The sequence below is a fragment of the Limimaricola variabilis genome, assembly GCF_034371605.1.
GTDB lineage: Bacteria > Pseudomonadota > Alphaproteobacteria > Rhodobacterales > Rhodobacteraceae > Limimaricola > Limimaricola variabilis.
Window position 1 is genome coordinate 2368286 of sequence record NZ_CP139691.1, and the last position, 17576, is coordinate 2385861.

The 17576-nt window shown below is 71.0% G+C and carries 18 protein-coding genes; 13 read left to right on the forward strand and 5 right to left on the reverse strand.

The genetic code is table 11. The annotated features are described in order from the left end of the window. Positions 1 to 119 precede the first annotated feature (119 nt). The 7 genes from T8T21_RS11770 to T8T21_RS11800 are packed head-to-tail and all read left to right on the forward strand — an operon-like array spanning position 120 to position 8982. Positions 120 to 776, forward strand: a complete 657-nt coding sequence (locus T8T21_RS11770) for an ABC transporter ATP-binding protein (RefSeq protein WP_322335731.1) — start codon at positions 120 to 122, stop codon at positions 774 to 776. Next, positions 773 to 3154 carry an ABC transporter permease gene (locus T8T21_RS11775; protein WP_322335732.1) on the forward strand — a complete coding sequence of 794 codons (2382 nt, stop codon included), beginning with the start codon at positions 773 to 775 and terminating at the stop codon, positions 3152 to 3154. Before T8T21_RS11770 ends, T8T21_RS11775 begins: the two co-directional genes overlap by 4 nt. Continuing rightward, on the forward strand, positions 3144 to 4178 hold the full coding sequence (locus tag T8T21_RS11780; protein WP_322335733.1) for a lipocalin-like domain-containing protein: 1035 nt from the start codon (positions 3144 to 3146) through the stop codon (positions 4176 to 4178). The genes T8T21_RS11775 and T8T21_RS11780 overlap by 11 nt, the downstream gene beginning before the upstream one ends. Further along, on the forward strand, positions 4171 to 4725 hold the full coding sequence (locus tag T8T21_RS11785) for a pyridoxamine 5'-phosphate oxidase family protein (RefSeq protein WP_322335734.1): 555 nt from the start codon (positions 4171 to 4173) through the stop codon (positions 4723 to 4725). Before T8T21_RS11780 ends, T8T21_RS11785 begins: the two co-directional genes overlap by 8 nt. A gap of 42 nt (positions 4726 to 4767) precedes the next feature. After that, positions 4768 to 6921 (forward strand): selenide, water dikinase SelD, encoded by a 2154-nt coding sequence (gene selD / locus T8T21_RS11790; RefSeq protein ID WP_322335735.1) that lies wholly within the window; start codon positions 4768 to 4770, stop codon positions 6919 to 6921. Between the two features lie 48 nt (positions 6922 to 6969). Further along, positions 6970 to 7842 (forward strand): oxygen-dependent tRNA uridine(34) hydroxylase TrhO, encoded by an 873-nt coding sequence (trhO, locus tag T8T21_RS11795; RefSeq protein ID WP_322335736.1) that lies wholly within the window; start codon positions 6970 to 6972, stop codon positions 7840 to 7842. A gap of 42 nt (positions 7843 to 7884) precedes the next feature. Continuing rightward, positions 7885 to 8982, forward strand: a complete 1098-nt coding sequence (locus tag T8T21_RS11800) for an AbrB family transcriptional regulator (protein WP_322335737.1) — start codon at positions 7885 to 7887, stop codon at positions 8980 to 8982. Here the strand turns inward: T8T21_RS11800 and T8T21_RS11805 are convergent. Continuing rightward, positions 8946 to 9593 (reverse strand): carbonic anhydrase, encoded by a 648-nt coding sequence (locus tag T8T21_RS11805; protein ID WP_183470093.1) that lies wholly within the window; start codon positions 9591 to 9593, stop codon positions 8946 to 8948. The genes T8T21_RS11800 and T8T21_RS11805 overlap by 37 nt on opposite strands. Before the next feature lie 114 nt (positions 9594 to 9707). Here T8T21_RS11805 and T8T21_RS11810 point away from each other — a divergent pair, with 114 nt between their 5' ends. The 3 genes from T8T21_RS11810 (at position 9708) to T8T21_RS11820 (ending at position 12380) form a co-directional block, all read left to right on the forward strand. Further along, positions 9708 to 10094 carry a hypothetical protein gene (locus T8T21_RS11810; protein WP_183470091.1) on the forward strand — a complete coding sequence of 129 codons (387 nt, stop codon included), beginning with the start codon at positions 9708 to 9710 and terminating at the stop codon, positions 10092 to 10094. A gap of 70 nt (positions 10095 to 10164) precedes the next feature. Beyond that, on the forward strand, positions 10165 to 11559 hold the full coding sequence (locus T8T21_RS11815) for a leucyl aminopeptidase family protein (protein ID WP_322335738.1): 1395 nt from the start codon (positions 10165 to 10167) through the stop codon (positions 11557 to 11559). Further along, the gene (locus T8T21_RS11820) at positions 11556 to 12380 is read left to right on the forward strand and encodes a C40 family peptidase (RefSeq protein ID WP_322335739.1); all 825 of its coding nucleotides are present in this window, start codon (positions 11556 to 11558) and stop codon (positions 12378 to 12380) included. Before T8T21_RS11815 ends, T8T21_RS11820 begins: the two co-directional genes overlap by 4 nt. Before the next feature lie 4 nt (positions 12381 to 12384). Here the strand turns inward: T8T21_RS11820 and T8T21_RS11825 are convergent, their stop codons facing one another. Both T8T21_RS11825 and T8T21_RS11830 read right to left on the reverse strand, forming a co-directional pair. Next, a complete protein-coding gene (locus T8T21_RS11825; RefSeq protein ID WP_183470085.1) occupies positions 12385 to 12726 on the reverse strand; it encodes a DUF2794 domain-containing protein in 342 nt (113 codons plus the stop codon). 266 nt (positions 12727 to 12992) lie between these two features. After that, positions 12993 to 13274: an I78 family peptidase inhibitor gene (locus T8T21_RS11830; RefSeq protein ID WP_322335740.1), complete on the reverse strand. Its 282-nt coding sequence runs from the start codon at positions 13272 to 13274 to the stop codon at positions 12993 to 12995. 128 nt (positions 13275 to 13402) lie between these two features. On the opposite strand from T8T21_RS11830, the gene T8T21_RS11835 reads away from it, so the two are divergent. Then, positions 13403 to 14533, forward strand: coding sequence for an S-(hydroxymethyl)glutathione dehydrogenase/class III alcohol dehydrogenase (locus tag T8T21_RS11835; protein WP_322335741.1), 1131 nt, complete (start codon positions 13403 to 13405; stop codon positions 14531 to 14533). Between the two features lie 42 nt (positions 14534 to 14575). Here T8T21_RS11835 and T8T21_RS11840 read toward each other — a convergent pair whose 3' ends face one another. Next, positions 14576 to 14932 (reverse strand): DUF1428 domain-containing protein, encoded by a 357-nt coding sequence (locus T8T21_RS11840; RefSeq protein ID WP_322335742.1) that lies wholly within the window; start codon positions 14930 to 14932, stop codon positions 14576 to 14578. Between the two features lie 171 nt (positions 14933 to 15103). Between T8T21_RS11840 and T8T21_RS11845 the strand changes: the two genes are divergently transcribed. Next, positions 15104 to 15835, forward strand: a complete 732-nt coding sequence (locus T8T21_RS11845) for an NYN domain-containing protein (RefSeq protein ID WP_322335743.1) — start codon at positions 15104 to 15106, stop codon at positions 15833 to 15835. Here the strand turns inward: T8T21_RS11845 and T8T21_RS11850 are convergent. Then, on the reverse strand, positions 15832 to 16449 hold the full coding sequence (locus T8T21_RS11850; RefSeq protein WP_322335744.1) for a TetR/AcrR family transcriptional regulator: 618 nt from the start codon (positions 16447 to 16449) through the stop codon (positions 15832 to 15834). The genes T8T21_RS11845 and T8T21_RS11850 overlap by 4 nt on opposite strands. Positions 16450 to 16567: 118 nt before the next feature. Between T8T21_RS11850 and mbfA the strand changes: the two genes are divergently transcribed. Then, on the forward strand, positions 16568 to 17545 hold the full coding sequence (gene mbfA, locus T8T21_RS11855) for an iron exporter MbfA (RefSeq protein ID WP_322335745.1): 978 nt from the start codon (positions 16568 to 16570) through the stop codon (positions 17543 to 17545). The last annotated feature ends 31 nt before the right edge of the window (positions 17546 to 17576 follow it).

The following is a 17576-nucleotide window of genomic DNA, read 5'->3' on the forward strand; positions in this document are numbered from 1 at the left end:
AGTGGTTTCAACGCGGCCGCGGCAGTCGGGTTCCCGCGTTTTCAAGATTTTCTTTTACCCGTTTTCGGCGGCGCAAGACGGCTGTTTCCGGGGCTCCGGATCGGCTTAGCTTGGCGCTCATGCTCCTGCGCCTGCGCGACATTCACAAGAGCTTTGCCGGGGCCGAGGGGCCGGTGCCGGTGCTGCGCGGCGTCGATCTCGATCTGGCGGCGGGCGAGAGCCTCGCGCTCACTGGCGAGAGCGGCTCTGGCAAGTCGACGCTGCTGCATCTGGTGGGCGGGCTGGACCGGCCCGATCGCGGCCGGATCGAGGTCGCCGGGACGGAGGTGACCGCCCTCGACGACAGCGGCCGCGCGGCGCTCCGGCGCGGTACGGTCGGCGTCGTGTTCCAGCAGTTCAACCTGATCCCCTCGCTCACCGTGGGCGACAACATCGCCTTTCAGGCCCGCATCGCGGGGCGGCACGAGCCCGCCCGCGCCACGGCGCTGGCCGAGCGGCTTGGCCTCGCGCCGCACTTGGCCAAGTATCCCGAACAGCTCTCGGGCGGGCAGCAGCAGCGCTGCGCCATCGCCCGAACGCTGGCGGCGCGTCCGGCGATGGTGCTGGCGGACGAGCCGACCGGCAATCTCGACGAGGCGACCGCCGAGGAGGTGCTCGGCGCCATGCTGGAACTGGTGGCAGAAACCGGTGCGGCGCTGCTGCTGGTCACCCATTCGCAGCACCACGCAGCGCGGATGGGACGGCGGCTGCACCTCCATGCCGGGCGGATCGCGTGACCGGGGCGGTGTTCCACGCGTTGCTGTCGCATTGGCGGCGCGCGCCGCTGCAGCTCTTCACGCTGATCGCCGGCTTGGCGCTGGCCACCGGGCTGTGGTCCGGGGTGCAGGCGATCAACGCCGAGGCCCGCGCCAGCTACGACGCCGCCGCCGCGACGTTGGGCGAGGGGCGCTTCGCCCGGATCGAGGCGTCGACGGGCGGGGAGGTGACGCAAGCGCAATACGTCGCGCTGCGCCGTGAAGGCTGGCTGGTCAGCCCGGTGGTGCAGGGCCGGCTGGGCGGGGTCCGGCTGGTGGGGATCGAGCCGCTGACCGCCCCCGGCGGCATCGGCCCGGCGGCCGAGGAGGCCGACATCTCCGCCTTTCTCGGCGGGGCGGGGCAGATCTTCGGCCGGGCCGAGGTGCTGGCGGCGTTGCCCGAAACCGGCGCCGAGCCGGTGCCCGCGCCCGACGTCGCGCCGGGCACCGCGCTCACCGACATCTCGCTGGCGCTGCGGCTCCTGAAGCGCGACGGCATCGACGCGCTGCTGGTGGCGCCGGAACAGCCGATCGGGCGCCCCGAGCTGGCCGAGATCGCGCCGGATCTCGTTTTGCGCCCGCCGCAGCCCGGCTCCGAGGTCGGCCGGCTGACCGACAGCTTCCACCTCAACCTCACCGCCTTCGGCCTCCTGTGCTTCGCGGTCGGCATCTTCATCGTCCACGGCGCGGTGGGCCTCGCCTTCGAGCAGCGTCGTCCGGTGATCCGCACGCTGCGGGCGCTGGGCGTGCCGCTGCGCCGTCTCGTGGCGCTGATGCTGCTGGAGCTTCTGGCTTTCGCGCTGGTCGCGGGGGTGATCGGCGTCGGGCTGGGCTGGCTGCTGGCGGCGCGACTGTTGCCGGACGTGGCGGCGACATTGCGCGGGCTCTACGGCGCGGATGTGGCGGGCGGGCTGGCACTGCGCCCCGCCTGGTGGCTGTCGGGGCTGGGCATCGCCGTGCTGGGCACCGGATTGGCCGCGGGGGCGGCGCTATGGCGCATCGCCACCATGCCGCTCCTGGCGGCCGGCGGGCGACGGGCCTGGGCCATGGCCGAGGCGCGGATGGCGCGCGGGCAGGGCGCGGCGGCGCTGGCGCTCCTGCTTCTGGCAGCCGGGCTGGCAGTCTGGGGAGAGGGGCTGGCCGCGGGCTTTGCGCTCCTGGGGGCTGGGCTGATCGGTGCGGCGCTGGCGCTGCCACTGCTGCTCGGCGCGGCGCTGGGACTCGCCGCGCGGCTGGCGCACGGGCCTCTGATGCAGTGGTTCTGGGCCGATACGCGCCAGCAGCTTCCCGGCCTGTCCCTGGCGCTGATGGCGCTGATGCTGGCCATGGCCGCCAATATCGGCGTCTCGACCATGGTCGGCTCCTTCCGCGCGACATTCGCCGAGTTCCTCGACCAGCGCCTCGCGCCAGAGCTTTATGTCGAGACCGCCGAAGACGTGCAGGCCCGTGCGGTCGAGGCGCTGCTCGCGCCACGCATCCGCGCCGTGCTGCCGCTGGCCTCGGTCGAGATCGAGGTCGAAGGTATTCCGGCCGAGCTGAACCTTGCCCGGCCCGATCCGACCTATCCGGAAAATTGGCGTCTGCTGCGCGCGGCCGAGCGGCCATGGGAAAGGCTCGCCGCCGGGGAGGGCGTGCTGGTCAGCGAACAGCTCGCGCGCCGCGCCGGCCTGTCCTTGGGCGACCCGGTCCGGCTCGGCCCCGAGACGGCGCTGCCGGTGCTGGGCATTCATGGCGATTACGGCAACCCGCTCGGACAGGTGATCGTCACCGAGGCGCTGTTCGCGCGGTTGCACCCCGAGATCGTGCCGCGCCGCTTCGGCCTGCGGCTCGATCCTGCGGAGGTGCCCGAGATCCGTGCCGCGTTGACCGGGATGGGCCTGCCCGAGGGGGCGATCACTGATCAGGCGGCGGTCAAGCGCTTCTCGATGCAGGTCTTCGAGCGCACCTTCGCGGTGACGGCGGCGCTCAACGTGCTGACGCTCGCCGTGGCGGGCTTCGCGATGCTGATGTCGCTGCTCACGCTCGCGGCGCTCCGGCTGCCGCAGCTCGCCCCGGTCTGGGCGTTGGGGCTGACCCGGCGGCGGCTGGCGGCGCTGGAGATGGGGCGCGCGGTGCTGCTGGCGGCGCTGACGGCGGTGGTGGCGCTCCCCGTGGGGCTGGCTCTGGCTTGGGTGCTGCTGGCGGTGGTCAATGTCGCGGCCTTCGGCTGGCGGCTGCCGATGACCGCCTTCCCATGGGATTACGCGCGGCTGGGGCTTTTCGCGCTGCTCGCCGCCGGGCTCGCCGCGCTCTGGCCGGCGATCCGGCTCGCCCGCACCCCGCCCGCCGCGCTGCTGGGGGTCTTCGCGCATGAACGCTAGGTGGCTCCTCCTGCTGGCGCTTCCGGCCACGGCGCAGGCACAGGGCTTCGCCGGTCTCGGCGGGACCGCCGGGGAGTTCGCCCTGCCCGAACCCGATAGGGTGCTGTCCTTTCCCGCCGATCACGGCGCCCATCCCGCCTACCGGATCGAATGGTGGTACCTCACCGCGAACCTGACCGATCCCGACGGCATGCCCTACGGGCTGCAGTGGACGCTGTTCCGCTCGGCGCTGGCGCCGCGCGAAGGGGATGGCTGGGAGAGCCCGCAGCTCTGGCTCGGCCACGCCGCCGTCACCACCGCCGACACCCACCTCTTTACCGAGCGGCTGGCGCGCGGCGGCATCGGCCAGGCCGGGGTGACGGATACGCCCTTCGAGGCTTGGATCGACGACTGGCGGATGGCGGGCAAGCGCTTCGAGGCGCTGAGCCTCGCCGCTTCCGGCCCGGACTTCGCCTATGACATGCGGCTTGAGGCGCGCGGCCCGCTCGTGCTGCACGGCGATGAGGGCTACTCCGTCAAATCTGCCGAGGGGCAGGCGAGTTACTACTACTCTCAGCCCTTCTTCGACATTGCCGGCACGCTGACCTTGCCCGAAGGGGCGGTCGAGCTGACCGGTTCCGCCTGGTTCGACCACGAATGGTCGTCGCAGCCGCTGTCGGAACGGCAGACCGGCTGGGACTGGTTTTCGCTCTCCTTCGAGGGCGGCGCCAAGCTGATGGGCTTCCGGCTTCGCGAAGGCGAAGATGAAGGCTACACTTACGCGAGCTGGATCGCGCCGGACGGGCGGCTGACGCCCTATGTCGGCTCTTTTGCGGCCGAACCGCTGGAAACGACGCGGCTCGGCGCGGCCGAGCTGCCGGTGCGCTGGGCGGTGCGGCTGCCGGAGGAGGGCGTCGAGATCGAAGTCGAGGCGCTGAACGCGGCAGCCTGGAACGCGCTGACCCCACCCTATTGGGAGGGGCCGGTCGTGGTGACGGGGAGCCATCAGGGGCAGGGTTATCTGGAGATGACGGGATATGAGTGACATCACGACGCTGGCGGGGCTGCTGGAGCTGGTGCGGACACGGATCGAGGCGGGGCTGCATGACCGCGACGCGGCCGCGCGGCTGCCGGTGCTGGCGACCCGGGACGCCGAAGGCTGGCCCTCGGCCCGCTCGATGGTGCTGCGCGGTTTCGATCCCGGGGAATGGACGCTCGATATCCATTCCGACGCGGACGCGGCCAAGGTGCTGCAACTCACTGACGCGCCGCGCGCCGCAATCCAGTTCTGGGACGCCGAGGTCGCGCTGCAGGTCAGGATGCGGGCCCATGTCGTGCGGCTGCCGCATGAGGAGGAGAAGGCGCTGTGGGAGGAGGTCCCCGACGATGCCCGCGCCCGCTACGGGGCGGTGCCGCCGCCCGGCACGCCGATCGCCGCCCACGACGCCTGGCATCCCAACCCGCGCCCGGCCCGCTTCGCGGTGCTGCGCGCCCGCGTGCTGCGTGTCGAGGCGCTGCATCTGGGCGAAACCCACCGCCGCGCCCGTTTCGAGCGCGAGGAGGGCTGGCAGGGCAGCTGGCTGGTGCCGTGAGCCGTCTGGCGCAAGGCCGGGCAGGGCGATAGATCCCCACCCATGACGCCCCTCATTCCCCTGACCCGCGACCTCGTGCTGATCGGCGGCGGTCACGCCCATGCGCTGCTGCTGCGGCGCTGGGGCATGAATCCGCTGCCCGGCGTGCGGCTGACGCTGATCGATCCCGGCCCGCTCACCGCCTATTCGGGGATGCTGCCGGGCTTCGTGGCGGGCCATTACGACGCCGCCACGCCGCAGATCGACCTCGTGCGGTTGGCGCGCTTTGCCGGGGCGCGGCTGATCCTCGGGCGGGCCAGCCACCTCGACCCCGTGGCCGGAGAGGTGACGGTGGGTGACCGGCGCATCGGCTTCGACGCCGCCTCGCTCGATATCGGCGTCACCAGCGAGATGCCCGGTCTGCCGGGCTTTGCCGAACATGGCGTCCCGGCCAAGCCGCTGGGCCGTCTGGCGCGCGACTGGGCGGCGTTTCGCGCAGGCGAAGGCCCGGCCCGGGTCGCGGTGATCGGTGGCGGCGTCGCGGGGGCCGAGCTGGTGATGGCCGCGGCCCACGGGCTGCGGCACCGCGAGGCGCGCGTCACGCTGATCGAGAAGGACCGGGTGCTGGGTGCGGTGTCCGACAGCGCCCGCGCCCTCGTACTGGAGCGCATGGAACGGCTCGGCATCGAGGTGATCGAGGGCGCGGGCGTGGCGCGGGTGGCGGCGGATTACGTGACGCTCGATGACGGGCGCGAGGTGGTTTCCGACTTCACCATCGGCGCGGCGGGGGCGCGGCCGCAGGGCTGGCTCGCGCAGAGTGGCCTCGTGCTGACCGAGGGCTTCGTCGAGATCGGCCCGACCCTGCAGAGCAGCGCGCCGCAGGTCTTTGCCACCGGCGACTGCGCCCATATGGAATTCGATCCGCGCCCCAAGGCCGGGGTCTACGCCGTGCGGCAGGCGCCGGTGCTGTTCGACAATCTGCGCGCCGCGCTCTCGGGCGGGCGGATGCGGGACTATCGGCCGCAGAAGGACTATCTCAAGCTGATCTCGCTGGGCGGCAAGTCGGCGATGGCCGAGAAATGGGGCCGCGCCGTGGCCCACCCGGCGCTCTGGCTCTGGAAGGACCGGATCGACCGCCGCTTCATGGAGAAGCTGTCGGACCTGCCCGAGATGGGGAATGCCAGGCTGCCCGACCCGGTCGCCGAAGGCGTGCGCGAGGCGCTGGGCGACAAGCCGATGTGCGGCGGCTGCGGCGCCAAGGTCGGGCGCGGCGCGCTGCGCGAGGCGCTGGCCGGGTTGCCCGCGCAATCGCGCGCGGACGTGGTGGCGCTGCCCGGCGACGATGCCGGGCTGATCGTGACGGGCGGCGCGCGGCAGGTGATCTCGACCGACCATCTCCGCGCCATGGTCGAGGACCCCGACCTGATGACCCGGATCGCCGCGATCCACGCGCTGGGCGACATCTGGGCCATGGCGGCGCGCCCGCAGGCCGCGACGGTGAGCCTGATCCTGCCGCGCATGAGCGCCGAGATGCAGCGCCGAACCATGGCCGAGATCATGCGCGCCGCGCGCGAGGTGCTGGACGCGGCCGGCGCGCATCTGCTGGGCGGGCACAGCTCGCTGGGCTCCGAGCTGACCGTGGGCTTCACCGTCACCGGGCTTTGCGAGCGCGATCCGGTGACGCTGGGCGGGGCGCGTCCCGGCGCGGCGCTGATCCTGACCAAGCCGATTGGCTCGGGCACGATCATGGCCGCGGAGATGGCGCGCAGCGCCCCCGGCCCGGTGGTGGCCCGCGCCTGGGAGGCGATGGTGCAGCCGCAGGGGCGGGCGTCGGAGATCCTTGCCGGCGCGCAGGCGATGACCGACGTGACCGGCTTCGGCCTCGCGGGCCACCTGTCGGGGATCTGCGAGGCCTCGGGCTGCGGCGCCGAGTTGCGCGTCGCGGAGGTGCCGCTGATGGAGGGCGCGCTGGAACTGGCCGAGGCGGGGACCCGCTCGACTCTGTTTGCCGACAACATGGCCGGGGCGGGCGCGGTGGTGATCGGGGCGGGCGGCGCCCGCACCGACCTGATGTTCGACCCGCAGACCGCGGGCGGGCTGCTCGCCGCCGTCGATGCCACGGATGCGGAGCGGCTTCTGGCCGAGCTGTACGCGGCGGGCTACCCGGCGGCGCTGGTCGGGCAGATGGTCGAGGAGCCGGGGCTCAGGCTGGTGTGACCGGCGCGGCCTTGCGCCGCGCCGCGCGCGGGCCTAAGCCCTCGCGCCATGTTCACAGTCGCCGCCCTCTATCACTTCGCCGCCCTGCCGGACGCGCCCGCGCGCCGCGAGGCGCTGCTCGAATTCTGCGCCGCGCGCGGCATCATCGGCACGCTGATCCTCGCGCAGGAGGGAATCAACGGCACCGTCGCCGCGCCCGAGCGCGAGGCGATCCTCGATCTGATCGCGCATCTGCACGGCTGGCCGGGATTCGAAGGGCTCGACTGGAAGGAGAGCGCCGCCGAGGCGGCCCCCTTCCGCCGCCTCAAGGTCCGGCTCAAGCGCGAGATCGTCACCATGGGCCAGCCCGGCGTCGATCCCCGGGGCCATGTCGGCACCCATGTCGCGCCGGCCGAGTGGAACGCGCTGATCTCGGCTCCCGACGTCGTCACCATCGACACCCGCAACGGCTACGAGGTGGCGGTGGGCAGCTTCGAGGGCGCGGTCGATCCGGGCACCACGAGCTTTCGCGAGTTTCCCGACTGGTGGGCGGCCAATGCCGACAAGCTGGCGGGCAAGCGCATCGCTATGTTCTGCACCGGGGGCATCCGTTGCGAGAAGTCGACCTCGTTCCTCAAGGCGCAAGGCATCGACGAGGTCTATCACCTCAAGGGCGGCGTGCTGAAATATCTCGAAGAGGTCCCGCAGGAGCAGAGCCTGTGGCGCGGCGAATGCTTCGTCTTCGACGAGCGCGTGGCGGTGGGCCACGGGCTGGAGCCCGGCTCGCACGTGCTGTGCCGGGCCTGCCGGATGCCGGTCTCGCCCGAGGCGATGGGCGATCCGGCCTATGTCGAGGGCATTTCCTGCCCCGGCTGCATCGAGGCGCGCAGCGACGAGGACCGCGCCCGCTATGCCGAGCGGCAAAGGCAGATGGGCGGCTGACCCCCCTACACCTTTGCGTGCGCCGGGGCTAAGCAGACGAATATGGATGATGTCGTCATGTATCTGCGCGGCCTCGTGCCCGGGCGCCGCGCCGTCTTCGCTCTGACCATCGGCGCCCTGTCGGGCTGGCTCGCCGCGCTGTCGGGGATGCCGCTGCCCTGGATGCTGGGGCCGATGATCGGCAACACGCTGGCGGCGGTGCTGGCGCTGCCGGTTCGCGGGCCCGACCGGCTGCGCCCTCTGGTAATCCCGGTGATCGGCGTGATGCTCGGCTCGGCGCTGCGGCCCGAGATGTTCGACACGGCCGGACGCTACGCCGCGAGCCTCGCCCTGCTGCCGCCCTTTCTGGTGGTGACGGCGCTGGTCTCCTATGCCGTCTATCGCCGGGTCGGGCGCTACGACCCGGTCACCGCCTTCTTCTCGGCGATGCCGGGCGGGCTCAACGACATGCTGATCCTCGGCGGCGCGGCGGGCGGCAACGAAAAGCGCATCGCGCTGGCCCATGCCGCGCGGGTGCTGCTCGTCATCCTGTTCGTCGTGCTGTTCTACGGCACCGCGCTCGACGTCGATTCCGGCGAGGTGGCGCGCGGCGCGCCGGCCGCGGCGCTGAGCCTCCTCGACTGGGCGCTGCTGGGGGCCGCGGCCGTGGCCGGGGTGCCGCTGGGCAAATGGCTGCGGCTGCCGGCTCCGCAGGTCACCGGCCCGATGATCCTGAGCGGGGTGCTGCATCTGGTGGGGTTGGTCTCGGTCGCCCCGCCCGGCGCGCTGATCGTGGTGGCGCAGGTGGTGATCGGCACGGTGATCGGCTGCCGTTTCATCGGGGTGAGCGCGGCGCAGATCGGCCGCGACCTGTCGCTCGGCGCGCTGTCATCGGTGGCGATGATCGCCGTCGCGGTGATCTCTGCCGCGGCGCTGACGGCGATCACCGGGCTGCCGCTGTCGCTCAGCTTCCTGGGTTATTCGCCGGGCGGGCTGACCGAGATGAGCCTGCTGGCACTGGCGATGGGGCAGGACGTCGCCTATGTCTCGGTCCTGCATCTGGTGCGGATCATGCTGGTGATCTTCGCCGCGCAGCCCGTGTTCCGGGCCACGCGGCGCGGCGCTCAAAGCGGCACGAAGCCGCCGCGCTCGGGGTCGTAGCACTCGAGCCCGCCGGCGCCGATATCGGTCCACAGGCCGTGCAGCGACAGCCGACCCTCCTCGACCGCCTCCTTCACATAGGGGAAGGTCAGCAAGTTCTCGAGCGAGATCAGCACGCCCTGCTTTTCGAGCGCCGCGACCCGCTCCTCGTCGGTGCCTTCGGGCAGCCGCGCATAGCCCGGCCGCAGCAGGTCCATCCAGCGGCCGACGAAGCTGGTCTTCTCCTCGAGCGCGGGGGCGTGGCCTTCGCACATGTCGTAGCAGCCCTTCACGCCGCCGCAGCTCGAATGGCCGATCACGATCAGATGCGGCACCTTGAGCGCGGTCACCGCGTATTCGATCGCCGCCGAGGTGCCGTGCTGGTTGCCGTCGGGCGCGTAGGGCGGCACCAGGTTGGCGATGTTGCGGTGCAGGAAGAATTCGCCCGGATCGGCGCCGAAGATCGAGGTGACATGCACACGGCTGTCGCAGCAGGAGATCACCATGGCGCGGGGGTGCTGGCCCTCGCTGGCGAGCTTCTGGTACCAGCTGCGGTTCTCGGCGTAACGCGTGGCCTTCCAGCCGTGATAGCGGTTCACGAGATAGTCGGGCAGGGGGCTTGCGAGGGTCATCGGGTTCTCCATGCGTCGTCTTCGAGGCAGATAGGCGGAAACGCACGTGAATTCGAGAATTATCTCGTCGCGGCCGCAACGCTTTCCAAACCCATTGCGGCCTAGGCTCCGCTCATGAGCTGTTCCGACACACGCCCGATCCCGCACGCGCTCGCCCCGCTGATGCCGCTGCCCGAACCGCCGCCGGAGGCGGTGCTGCGGGTGCGGCTGCTCTCCGCGCTGGGGGCGGTGCGACGACGCCCGGCCCCGGCCGAGGAGCTGGCGGCGCGGCTGGTCCGGCTGGAGGGCAACCTCGCCGCCTGCGCCTTTGCCCGGCTGCGGGCCGACGCGCGCGGGCTGCGGCGGCTGGCGACGCGGCTCGGCCTGTCGGAGATGGCGCATGTCGCCGCCAGCGTCGAGGATTGCGCGGCGCGCGGTGACGCTGCCGCGCTCGGCGCCACCGTGGCGCGGCTCGGGCGCTGCGGCGCGGGGGCGCAGGCGGCGCTCGGGCGCGCTGGCTGACGCGCGATCCGGCTTGCGGTCGCGGTGGCGGGGGGCCAGTCTCCCGGCGATCGAACTGAGGAGCCGTGCCATGCCGATGCAGGATTTCGCCACCGACCGGGAGAACGCGCTGCCGCTGCGGCTGGTGACGCCCGAGGATCTCGACGCGACGCTTTCCGGGCTGCCGGAGGGCGCGCGCCGTTGGGCCGAGGCGCAGGGCTTCAAGGCCGGCGCCGGCGCGGTGCTGGCGCTGCCCGACGCGGCGGGCGGGCTGTGGGGCGCGCTGGTGGGCCTTGGCGACGACCGGGCCCGGGCCCGCGGCCGCTTCGTCGCCGCGAGTGCCGCCTCCAAGCTGCCCGAGGGGGTCTATGCGCTCGACCCCGCCACGGCCCCCGATCTCGCCCGCGAGACGGCGCTGGGCTGGCTGCTGGAGAGCTATCGTTTCGACCGCTATGCCAAGCAGTCCGCGCCGAAGGCCCGGCTCGTCGCGCCCGACGGGATCGATGCCGAGCGCCTGCGCGCCATCGCGGCGGGCGAGGCGCTGACCCGTGACCTGATCAACACCCCCGCCGCCGACATGGGCCCGGCCGAGCTGCAGGCCGCCGCCGAGGCGCTGGCGGGCGAATTCGGCGCCACCATTGAGACCACCCCGGCCGAGGAGCTGATCGCGCGCGACCTGCCGCTGATCCACGCCGTAGGCCGCGCCGCCACGCCGCACCGGGCGCCCCGGCTGATCGACATGCGCTGGGGCGAGGCAGGCCCGACGCTGACGCTGGTCGGCAAGGGCGTGTGCTTCGATACAGGCGGGCTCAACCTCAAGCCGGGCGCCTCGATGGGGCTGATGAAGAAGGACATGGGCGGCGCCGCCACCGTGCTCGGGCTGGCGCGGATGATCATGGCGCTGGGGCTGGAGATCCGGCTGCGCGTGCTGATCCCGGCGGTAGAAAACTCGGTCTCCGCCGACGCCTTCCGCCCCGGCGACATCCTCGCTTCCCGCAAGGGGCTGTCGGTCGAGGTCAACAACACCGATGCCGAAGGGCGGCTGGTGCTGGCGGATGCACTAGCGCTCGGGGCCGAGGAAGAGCCCGACCTGATGATCTCCATGGCAACGCTCACCGGGGCGGCGCGGGTCGCGGTCGGACCCGATCTCGCGCCGTTCTACACCGATGCGGATGATGACGCGGCGGCCATCGCCCGCGCCGCCGCGCGGGTGGCCGACCCGGTCTGGCGGATGCCGTTCCACGCCCCCTATGAGAGCATGATCGAGCCGGGCATCGCCGATCTCGACAACGCGCCCTCGGGCGGCATGGCGGGCTCGATCACCGCCGCGCTGTTCCTGCGCCGCTTTGCCGAACCCGTCCGCTACGCGCATTTCGACATCTATGGCTGGAATCCCAAGCCCGCCCCGGCCCGGCCCAAGGGCGGCGTCGGCATGGGCGCGCGGGCGCTGTTCGAGGCGATGCCCGAACTGCTGGGGCTGGGATGAGCGGTCCGGACCGCCGCCTGACCCCGGCCAATGGCCGCGTCGCCGCGCTGGAACTGGCCGGGCGGGTGTCGGCCGAACGCTACGTGCCGGGCGAGGGCGCGCGGGTGGCGCGCCCGGTTCTCGACCTGCTGGCCGCGCCCGGGGGGGCACGCGACCGGCAGCTCCTGATGGGCGAGGCCGTCGAGGTGTTCGAGCGGCGCGCGGGCCATGCCTTCATCCGCGCCGCGCGCGACGGCTATTGCGGCTATGTCGACGCGGCCGCGCTGGACGCGCCGCGCGCGGCGACCCATCTCGTCGCCACGCCCGCGACGCATCTCTATGCCGAGGAAAGCATCAAGTCGCCCGACCTCGCGCATCTGAGCTTCGGCAGCCGGATCACCGTGCTGCATGAGCGGCGCGAGCTGTTCGAGACGCCAGAGGGCTTCATCCCCAAGAAGCATCTGCGCGAGATCGACCGACCCTTTTCCGACCCGGTGACGGTCGCGCAGATGTTCTTCGGCACGCCCTATCTCTGGGGCGGCAATTCGCGGCTCGGGATCGACTGCTCGGGGCTGGTGCAGGCGGCGCTGCTGGCTTGCGGCCTGCCCTGCCCGGGCGACAGCGACCTGCAGCAGGCGCTGGGCCGCGATGTCGAGGGCGAGCCGCCGCAGCGCGGCGACCTGTGGTTCTGGAAGGGGCACGTGGCGCTGATGGTGGATGCCGAGACGATCATCCACGCCAACGGCCATGCCATGGCCGTGACCTACGAGGATGCGCGCAAGGCCGCGCTCAGGATCGAGGCGCAGGGCGGCGGGCCGGTGACCCATCGCCGCAGGCTCTGAGCCTTCAGTCGATCACCCGGAAGCGGCGCGCGTCGAAGACCTTGAGCACCTGCGCCAGCTCGTCGCCCCGGCGCAGCACCTGCCCGTCGGGGCCGAGCACCGCGAACTGCCCCTGCCGATGGCGCAGGCGGGGGCGTTTCTCGATGCGGTAGAGCGGGGTTTCGGCGGTGCGGCGGAACACCGAGAAGACCGCCATGTCGCGCAGCGAGGAGATCGCGTAGTCGCGCCACTCTCCGGCGGCGACCATGCGGCCATAAACCGACAGGATCGGCCCCAGCTCGGTCCGGTGAAAGGCCACCTGCTCAGGCAGGCGGCCGGGAAACGGCGTCGGCGGCTGCAGCGTCATGCTTTCAGAGTTACGCGCGCGCCGGCGCTTTTCAAGCCTCGCGGGCATCACGTGGCGCGGCGCCACGCGAATGCCGCGAAATCACCCCCGCCGTGGCCACGGTGCACCGCATGCGCGCCGCGCTTGCCCGGCACAAAGGGTTCAGCGGCAGGCGATCGCCTCAAGGCGGTGATAACAGCCCCCACCTGATCCGCGGCGGGGCGGCGCCTGCTCGCAAACTCGATACGGCCCGGGCGCGGTTGATCCGCGTCCGGGCCGCTCTCGTTTCAGCCGCAATAGACCCGCGCGATCCGCTCCAGCGCGTCGATCTCGAAATTGATCCGGTCGGGGCGGAAATCCATGGTCACCGCGTCGCCGGGACGGATGATCCGCACCGGGCCGAGGATCAGCTCGCGCTCCAGCGCGGTGACGGGCGCGCCGACCAGATGCTGACGCGCATCGGCGCCGCATGTCCCGGGATCTGCCGGGGCAGGGGTCGGAGCGGGCACGGGGGCCTGCGCCAATGGCGCGCAGGCGGCGAGCAGGAGGGGCAGGATCAGGTATCGCATGGGCCGAGCCTGACCCGCTGCGCGCCGTTGCACAAGGGGCTGCGCCATTGATCTTGCCCACGCTTTCCGCGACGCTTCGCGCCAAAGGCGCGCCGCCTCTCGGCGCGTCCCATCACGGAGGTCATCCCATGCGCACACGTGCCGCCGTCGCCCTCGAGGCGGGCAAGCCGCTCGAGATCATGGACGTCAATCTCGAAGGCCCGAAGGCCGGCGAGGTCATGGTCGAGATCAAGGCCACCGGCATCTGCCACACCGACGAATTCACCCTCTCGGGCGCCGATCCCGAGGGCCTGTTTCCCGCGATCCTCGGCCATGAGGGCGCGGGCGTGGTGGTCGAGGTGGGCGAAGGCGTGACTTCGCTCAAGAAGGGCGATCACGTCATCCCGCTCTACACGCCCGAATGCCGCCAGTGCCCGTCCTGCCTGAGCCAGAAGACCAACCTGTGCACCTCGATCCGGGGCACTCAGGGCCAAGGCCTCATGCCCGACGGCACCTCGCGCTTCTCGATGACCGACGGCACGCCGATCCTGCACTACATGGGCTGCTCGACCTTCGCCAACCACACGGTGCTGCCCGAGATCGCGCTCGCCAAGGTGCGCGAGGACGCGCCCTTCGACAAGATCTGCTACATCGGCTGCGGCGTCACCACCGGCGTCGGCGCGGTGATCAACACGGCGCAGGTCGAGGTGGGCTCCACGGCGGTGGTGTTCGGCCTGGGCGGCATCGGCCTCAACGTGATCCAGGGGCTGAGGCTGGCGGGCGCCGACATGATCATCGGCGTCGACATCAACAACGACCGCAAGGCCTGGGGCGAGCGGTTCGGCATGACCCATTTCGTCAATCCCAAGGAGATCGACGGCGACATCGTCGCGCATCTGGTCAACATGACCAAGCGGCGCGGCGACCTGATCGGCGGGGCCGACTACACCTTCGACTGCACCGGCAACGTCACGGTGATGCGCCAGGCGCTCGAGTCGGCGCATCGCGGCTGGGGCGTCTCGGTGGTGATCGGCGTGGCGCCTGCCGGGGCCGAGATCTCGACCCGTCCGTTCCAGCTGGTCACGGGCCGCACCTGGAAGGGCACCGCCTTCGGCGGCGCGCGCGGCCGCACCGACGTGCCGAAGATCGTCGACTGGTACATGGAAGGGAAGATCGAGATCGACCCGATGATCACCCATCAGCTCAAGCTCGACGAGATCAACAAGGGCTTCGACCTGATGCATGCGGGCGAAAGCATCCGCTCGGTCGTGGTCTACTGAGCCAGCATTGGTGGCCGGTTCGGGCCGGCCACCAATGAATTCTCAGCTCTCGAACACCGGCTCGAAGCCCCCATAGATCATCCGCTTGCCGTCGAAGGGCATCTTGTCGGGGGTCATCGCCTCCCATCGCGGATCGTTTTCCATGCTGGCCATGCAGGCGTCCCGCTTGCTCTTGTCGGGCCATTCGATCCACGAGAAGACCACTGTCTCCTCCGGCTTCTTCTGCACTGCCATCGGGAACGAGGTGACCTCGCCATCCGGCACGTCGCTGCCCCAGCATTCGCGCATCGACAGCGCGCCGAATTCCTTGAACAGCATCCAGCTTTCGCGCGAAAAGGCGATGTAGTCGTCCTTGCGGTCGCTCGGAACCGCGGCGACAAATCCGTCGATGAAACTCATGATCCATTCCTCCTTGCCGATCCGCCAAGGACCGTGCGGAAAGGCTACGCCCGCCTGCCCGAGTCCCGCAAACAAAATGTTCATGTTTCGTTCGGATCTCGCCGATCGCTTCGACTTGACGATGGGCCACAGGAGGGCGATGGCCGATACAATCACCGAAGGAGGCCCGACATGCCCGAGACCCGTCCGCTCTACGCCGTGCTGATCGACGCCGACAACATCCCGGCGCGCTTCGCCAAGCCGATCCTCAAGGAGATCACCAGTTTCGGCGAGCCGGCACTGCGCCGGGTCTATGGCGACTGGTCGGCCGAGCGGCTGCGCGGCTGGGCCGACAACGTCCGCGCGCTGGGCCTGGTCGCGCATCAGGAAACCGCCAACACCAAGGGCAAGAACGCCTCCGATATCGGTCTCGTGATCGATGCGATGGACATCCTACACACCGGCCGCTTCGACGGCTTCGTGCTGGTGTCGTCGGATTCGGACTTCACCGCGCTCGCCAACCGGATCCGCGAGCAGGGGCTCGACGTGATCGGCATTGGTGAGGCCAAGGCACCGGAATCGCTGCGCAACGTCTGCAACCGCTTCGTGCTGATCGAGAACATCATGGACGAGCCGGTCGCCGCCAAGGCCGACGCCGCGCCGGGCGAGGCGCCGGCCGCGCCGACGGGGAAGAAGTCGCCGCTCGAAGCGGTGCCGCTGATCCTGCGCGCCATGGACAAGATCGAGCAGGATGACGACGAGTGGTATCCGCTCGGGCCGATCGGCCAGTACATCACCGCCGACAACCCCGATTTCGACGTGCGCAGCTATGGCAAGCGCAAGCTGTCGGAGCTGGTGCTGGAGCTCAAGCGCTTCGAGACCCGCAAGCAGGGCAACCAGCTGCAGGTGCGGCGCAAGGACTAACCGCCGTAGCGGGCGAGGAAGGTGTCGACCGCGCCCTGGGCCACGCGGTCGCGCTCCGCCTGCGAGAAGTCGTCCGAGACGCAGAAGATCGCCCGGGCGAAGAGATCGGCCCGGCACAGCTCGTAGAACTGATCGGCGGCGAGCGCGAGATCGTCGATGCGCAGCTCGCCGCGTCCGATCGCCTGCTCGAAATAGCCGATCAGGTAACGCCGGCCCATTTGCGGCCCGGTTTCGTAGAAGGCGCGGCCGATATCGGGAAAGCGCGCGCTCTCGGCGACGAAGATTCGGAAGATTCGCAGCCCGAACTCCGAGGTGTAGAAGCCGATGATCCGCTCGGCCGTCTCGCACAGCACCTCGCGCACCGGCCGGGTCGTGTCGATCGCGGAGAGCGCGGTGCCGGCCTGGGCGCTGCATTCGACGCGCATCACCTCGAGAAACAGCAGCCGCTTGTCGGGAAAGTAGCTGTAGAGCGTCGCCTTGGACACGCCCGCAACCCGAGCGATGTCGTCGACGCTGGCGCCCTCGAAGCCCGCGCCCATGAACACCTCTCGGGCGCCGTCGAGCACCTGGTCGTACTTGCGGCCCTTGCGGATGCGGGGTTCGTGGGCGGTCATCGGTCCTCCTGAGGCTGTCGGAGACAATAGCCCGCCAGACGGGTCCCGGCCAGCGTCGCCGGACTTGTCAGCGGCGCGACGTCCCGTAGATTGGAATCGTTCTAAAAGGAGCCATCCGATGATTCCCGGATTCACCGCCCGCCGCCGCTTCGACGATCTCAGCGAGCGGGAGATCCTGGCCTTGGCAATCTCCTCGGAGGAGGACGACGCGCGGATCTACCGGCTCTACGCGGACCGGCTGCGCGGCGACTTCCCGGCCTCGGCGGCGGTGTTCGAGGGCATGGCGGAGGAGGAGGACGGGCATCGCCGACAGCTGATCGAGCTGCACCGCGCCCGCTTCGGCGAGACGATTCCATTGCTGCGCCGCGAGCATGTGGCGGGGTTTCATACCCGCCGCCCGGTCTGGCTCACCGAGAATCTCGGCCTCGACGCGATCCGCGGACAGGCCGCCGAGATGGAGCGCGAGGCGGGCACCTTCTATGCCCGTGCCGCTGCCCGCGCCTCGGACGCGGCGACGCGGCGGCTCTTGGGCGATCTCGCCGCCGCCGAGGCCGAGCATCGCAGCACCGCGCGGGCGCTCGAGGAGGAGCACCTGACCGGGCCGGCGCGGGTCGAGGAGGATCACGCGGCGCGGCGCCAATTCGTGCTGACCTATGTGCAGCCGGGGCTGGCGGGGTTGATGGACGGCTCGGTCTCGACGCTGGCGCCGATCTTCGCCACCGCCTTCGCCACGCAGGACACGCACACCACTTTCCTCGTGGGGCTCGCGGCCAGCGTCGGCGCGGGCATCTCGATGGGATTCACCGAGGCGGCCTCCGATGACGGGCAACTCTCGGGGCGCGGCTCGCCGGTGAAGCGCGGGCTGGCCACCGGGATCATGACCACGGTGGGCGGGCTCGGCCACGCGTTGCCCTACCTGATCCCGCATTTCTGGACCGCCACGATCACCGCCATCGTCGTCGTCTTCATCGAGCTCTGGGCAATCGCCTGGATCCAGAGCCGCTACATGGACACGCCCTTCTTCCGGGCCGCCTTTCAGGTGGTGCTGGGCGGCGCGCTGGTCTTTGCCGCGGGGGTGCTGATCGGCGGCGGCTGAGCCGGGTTGCGCCGGGCGATGGCTTTGGAGA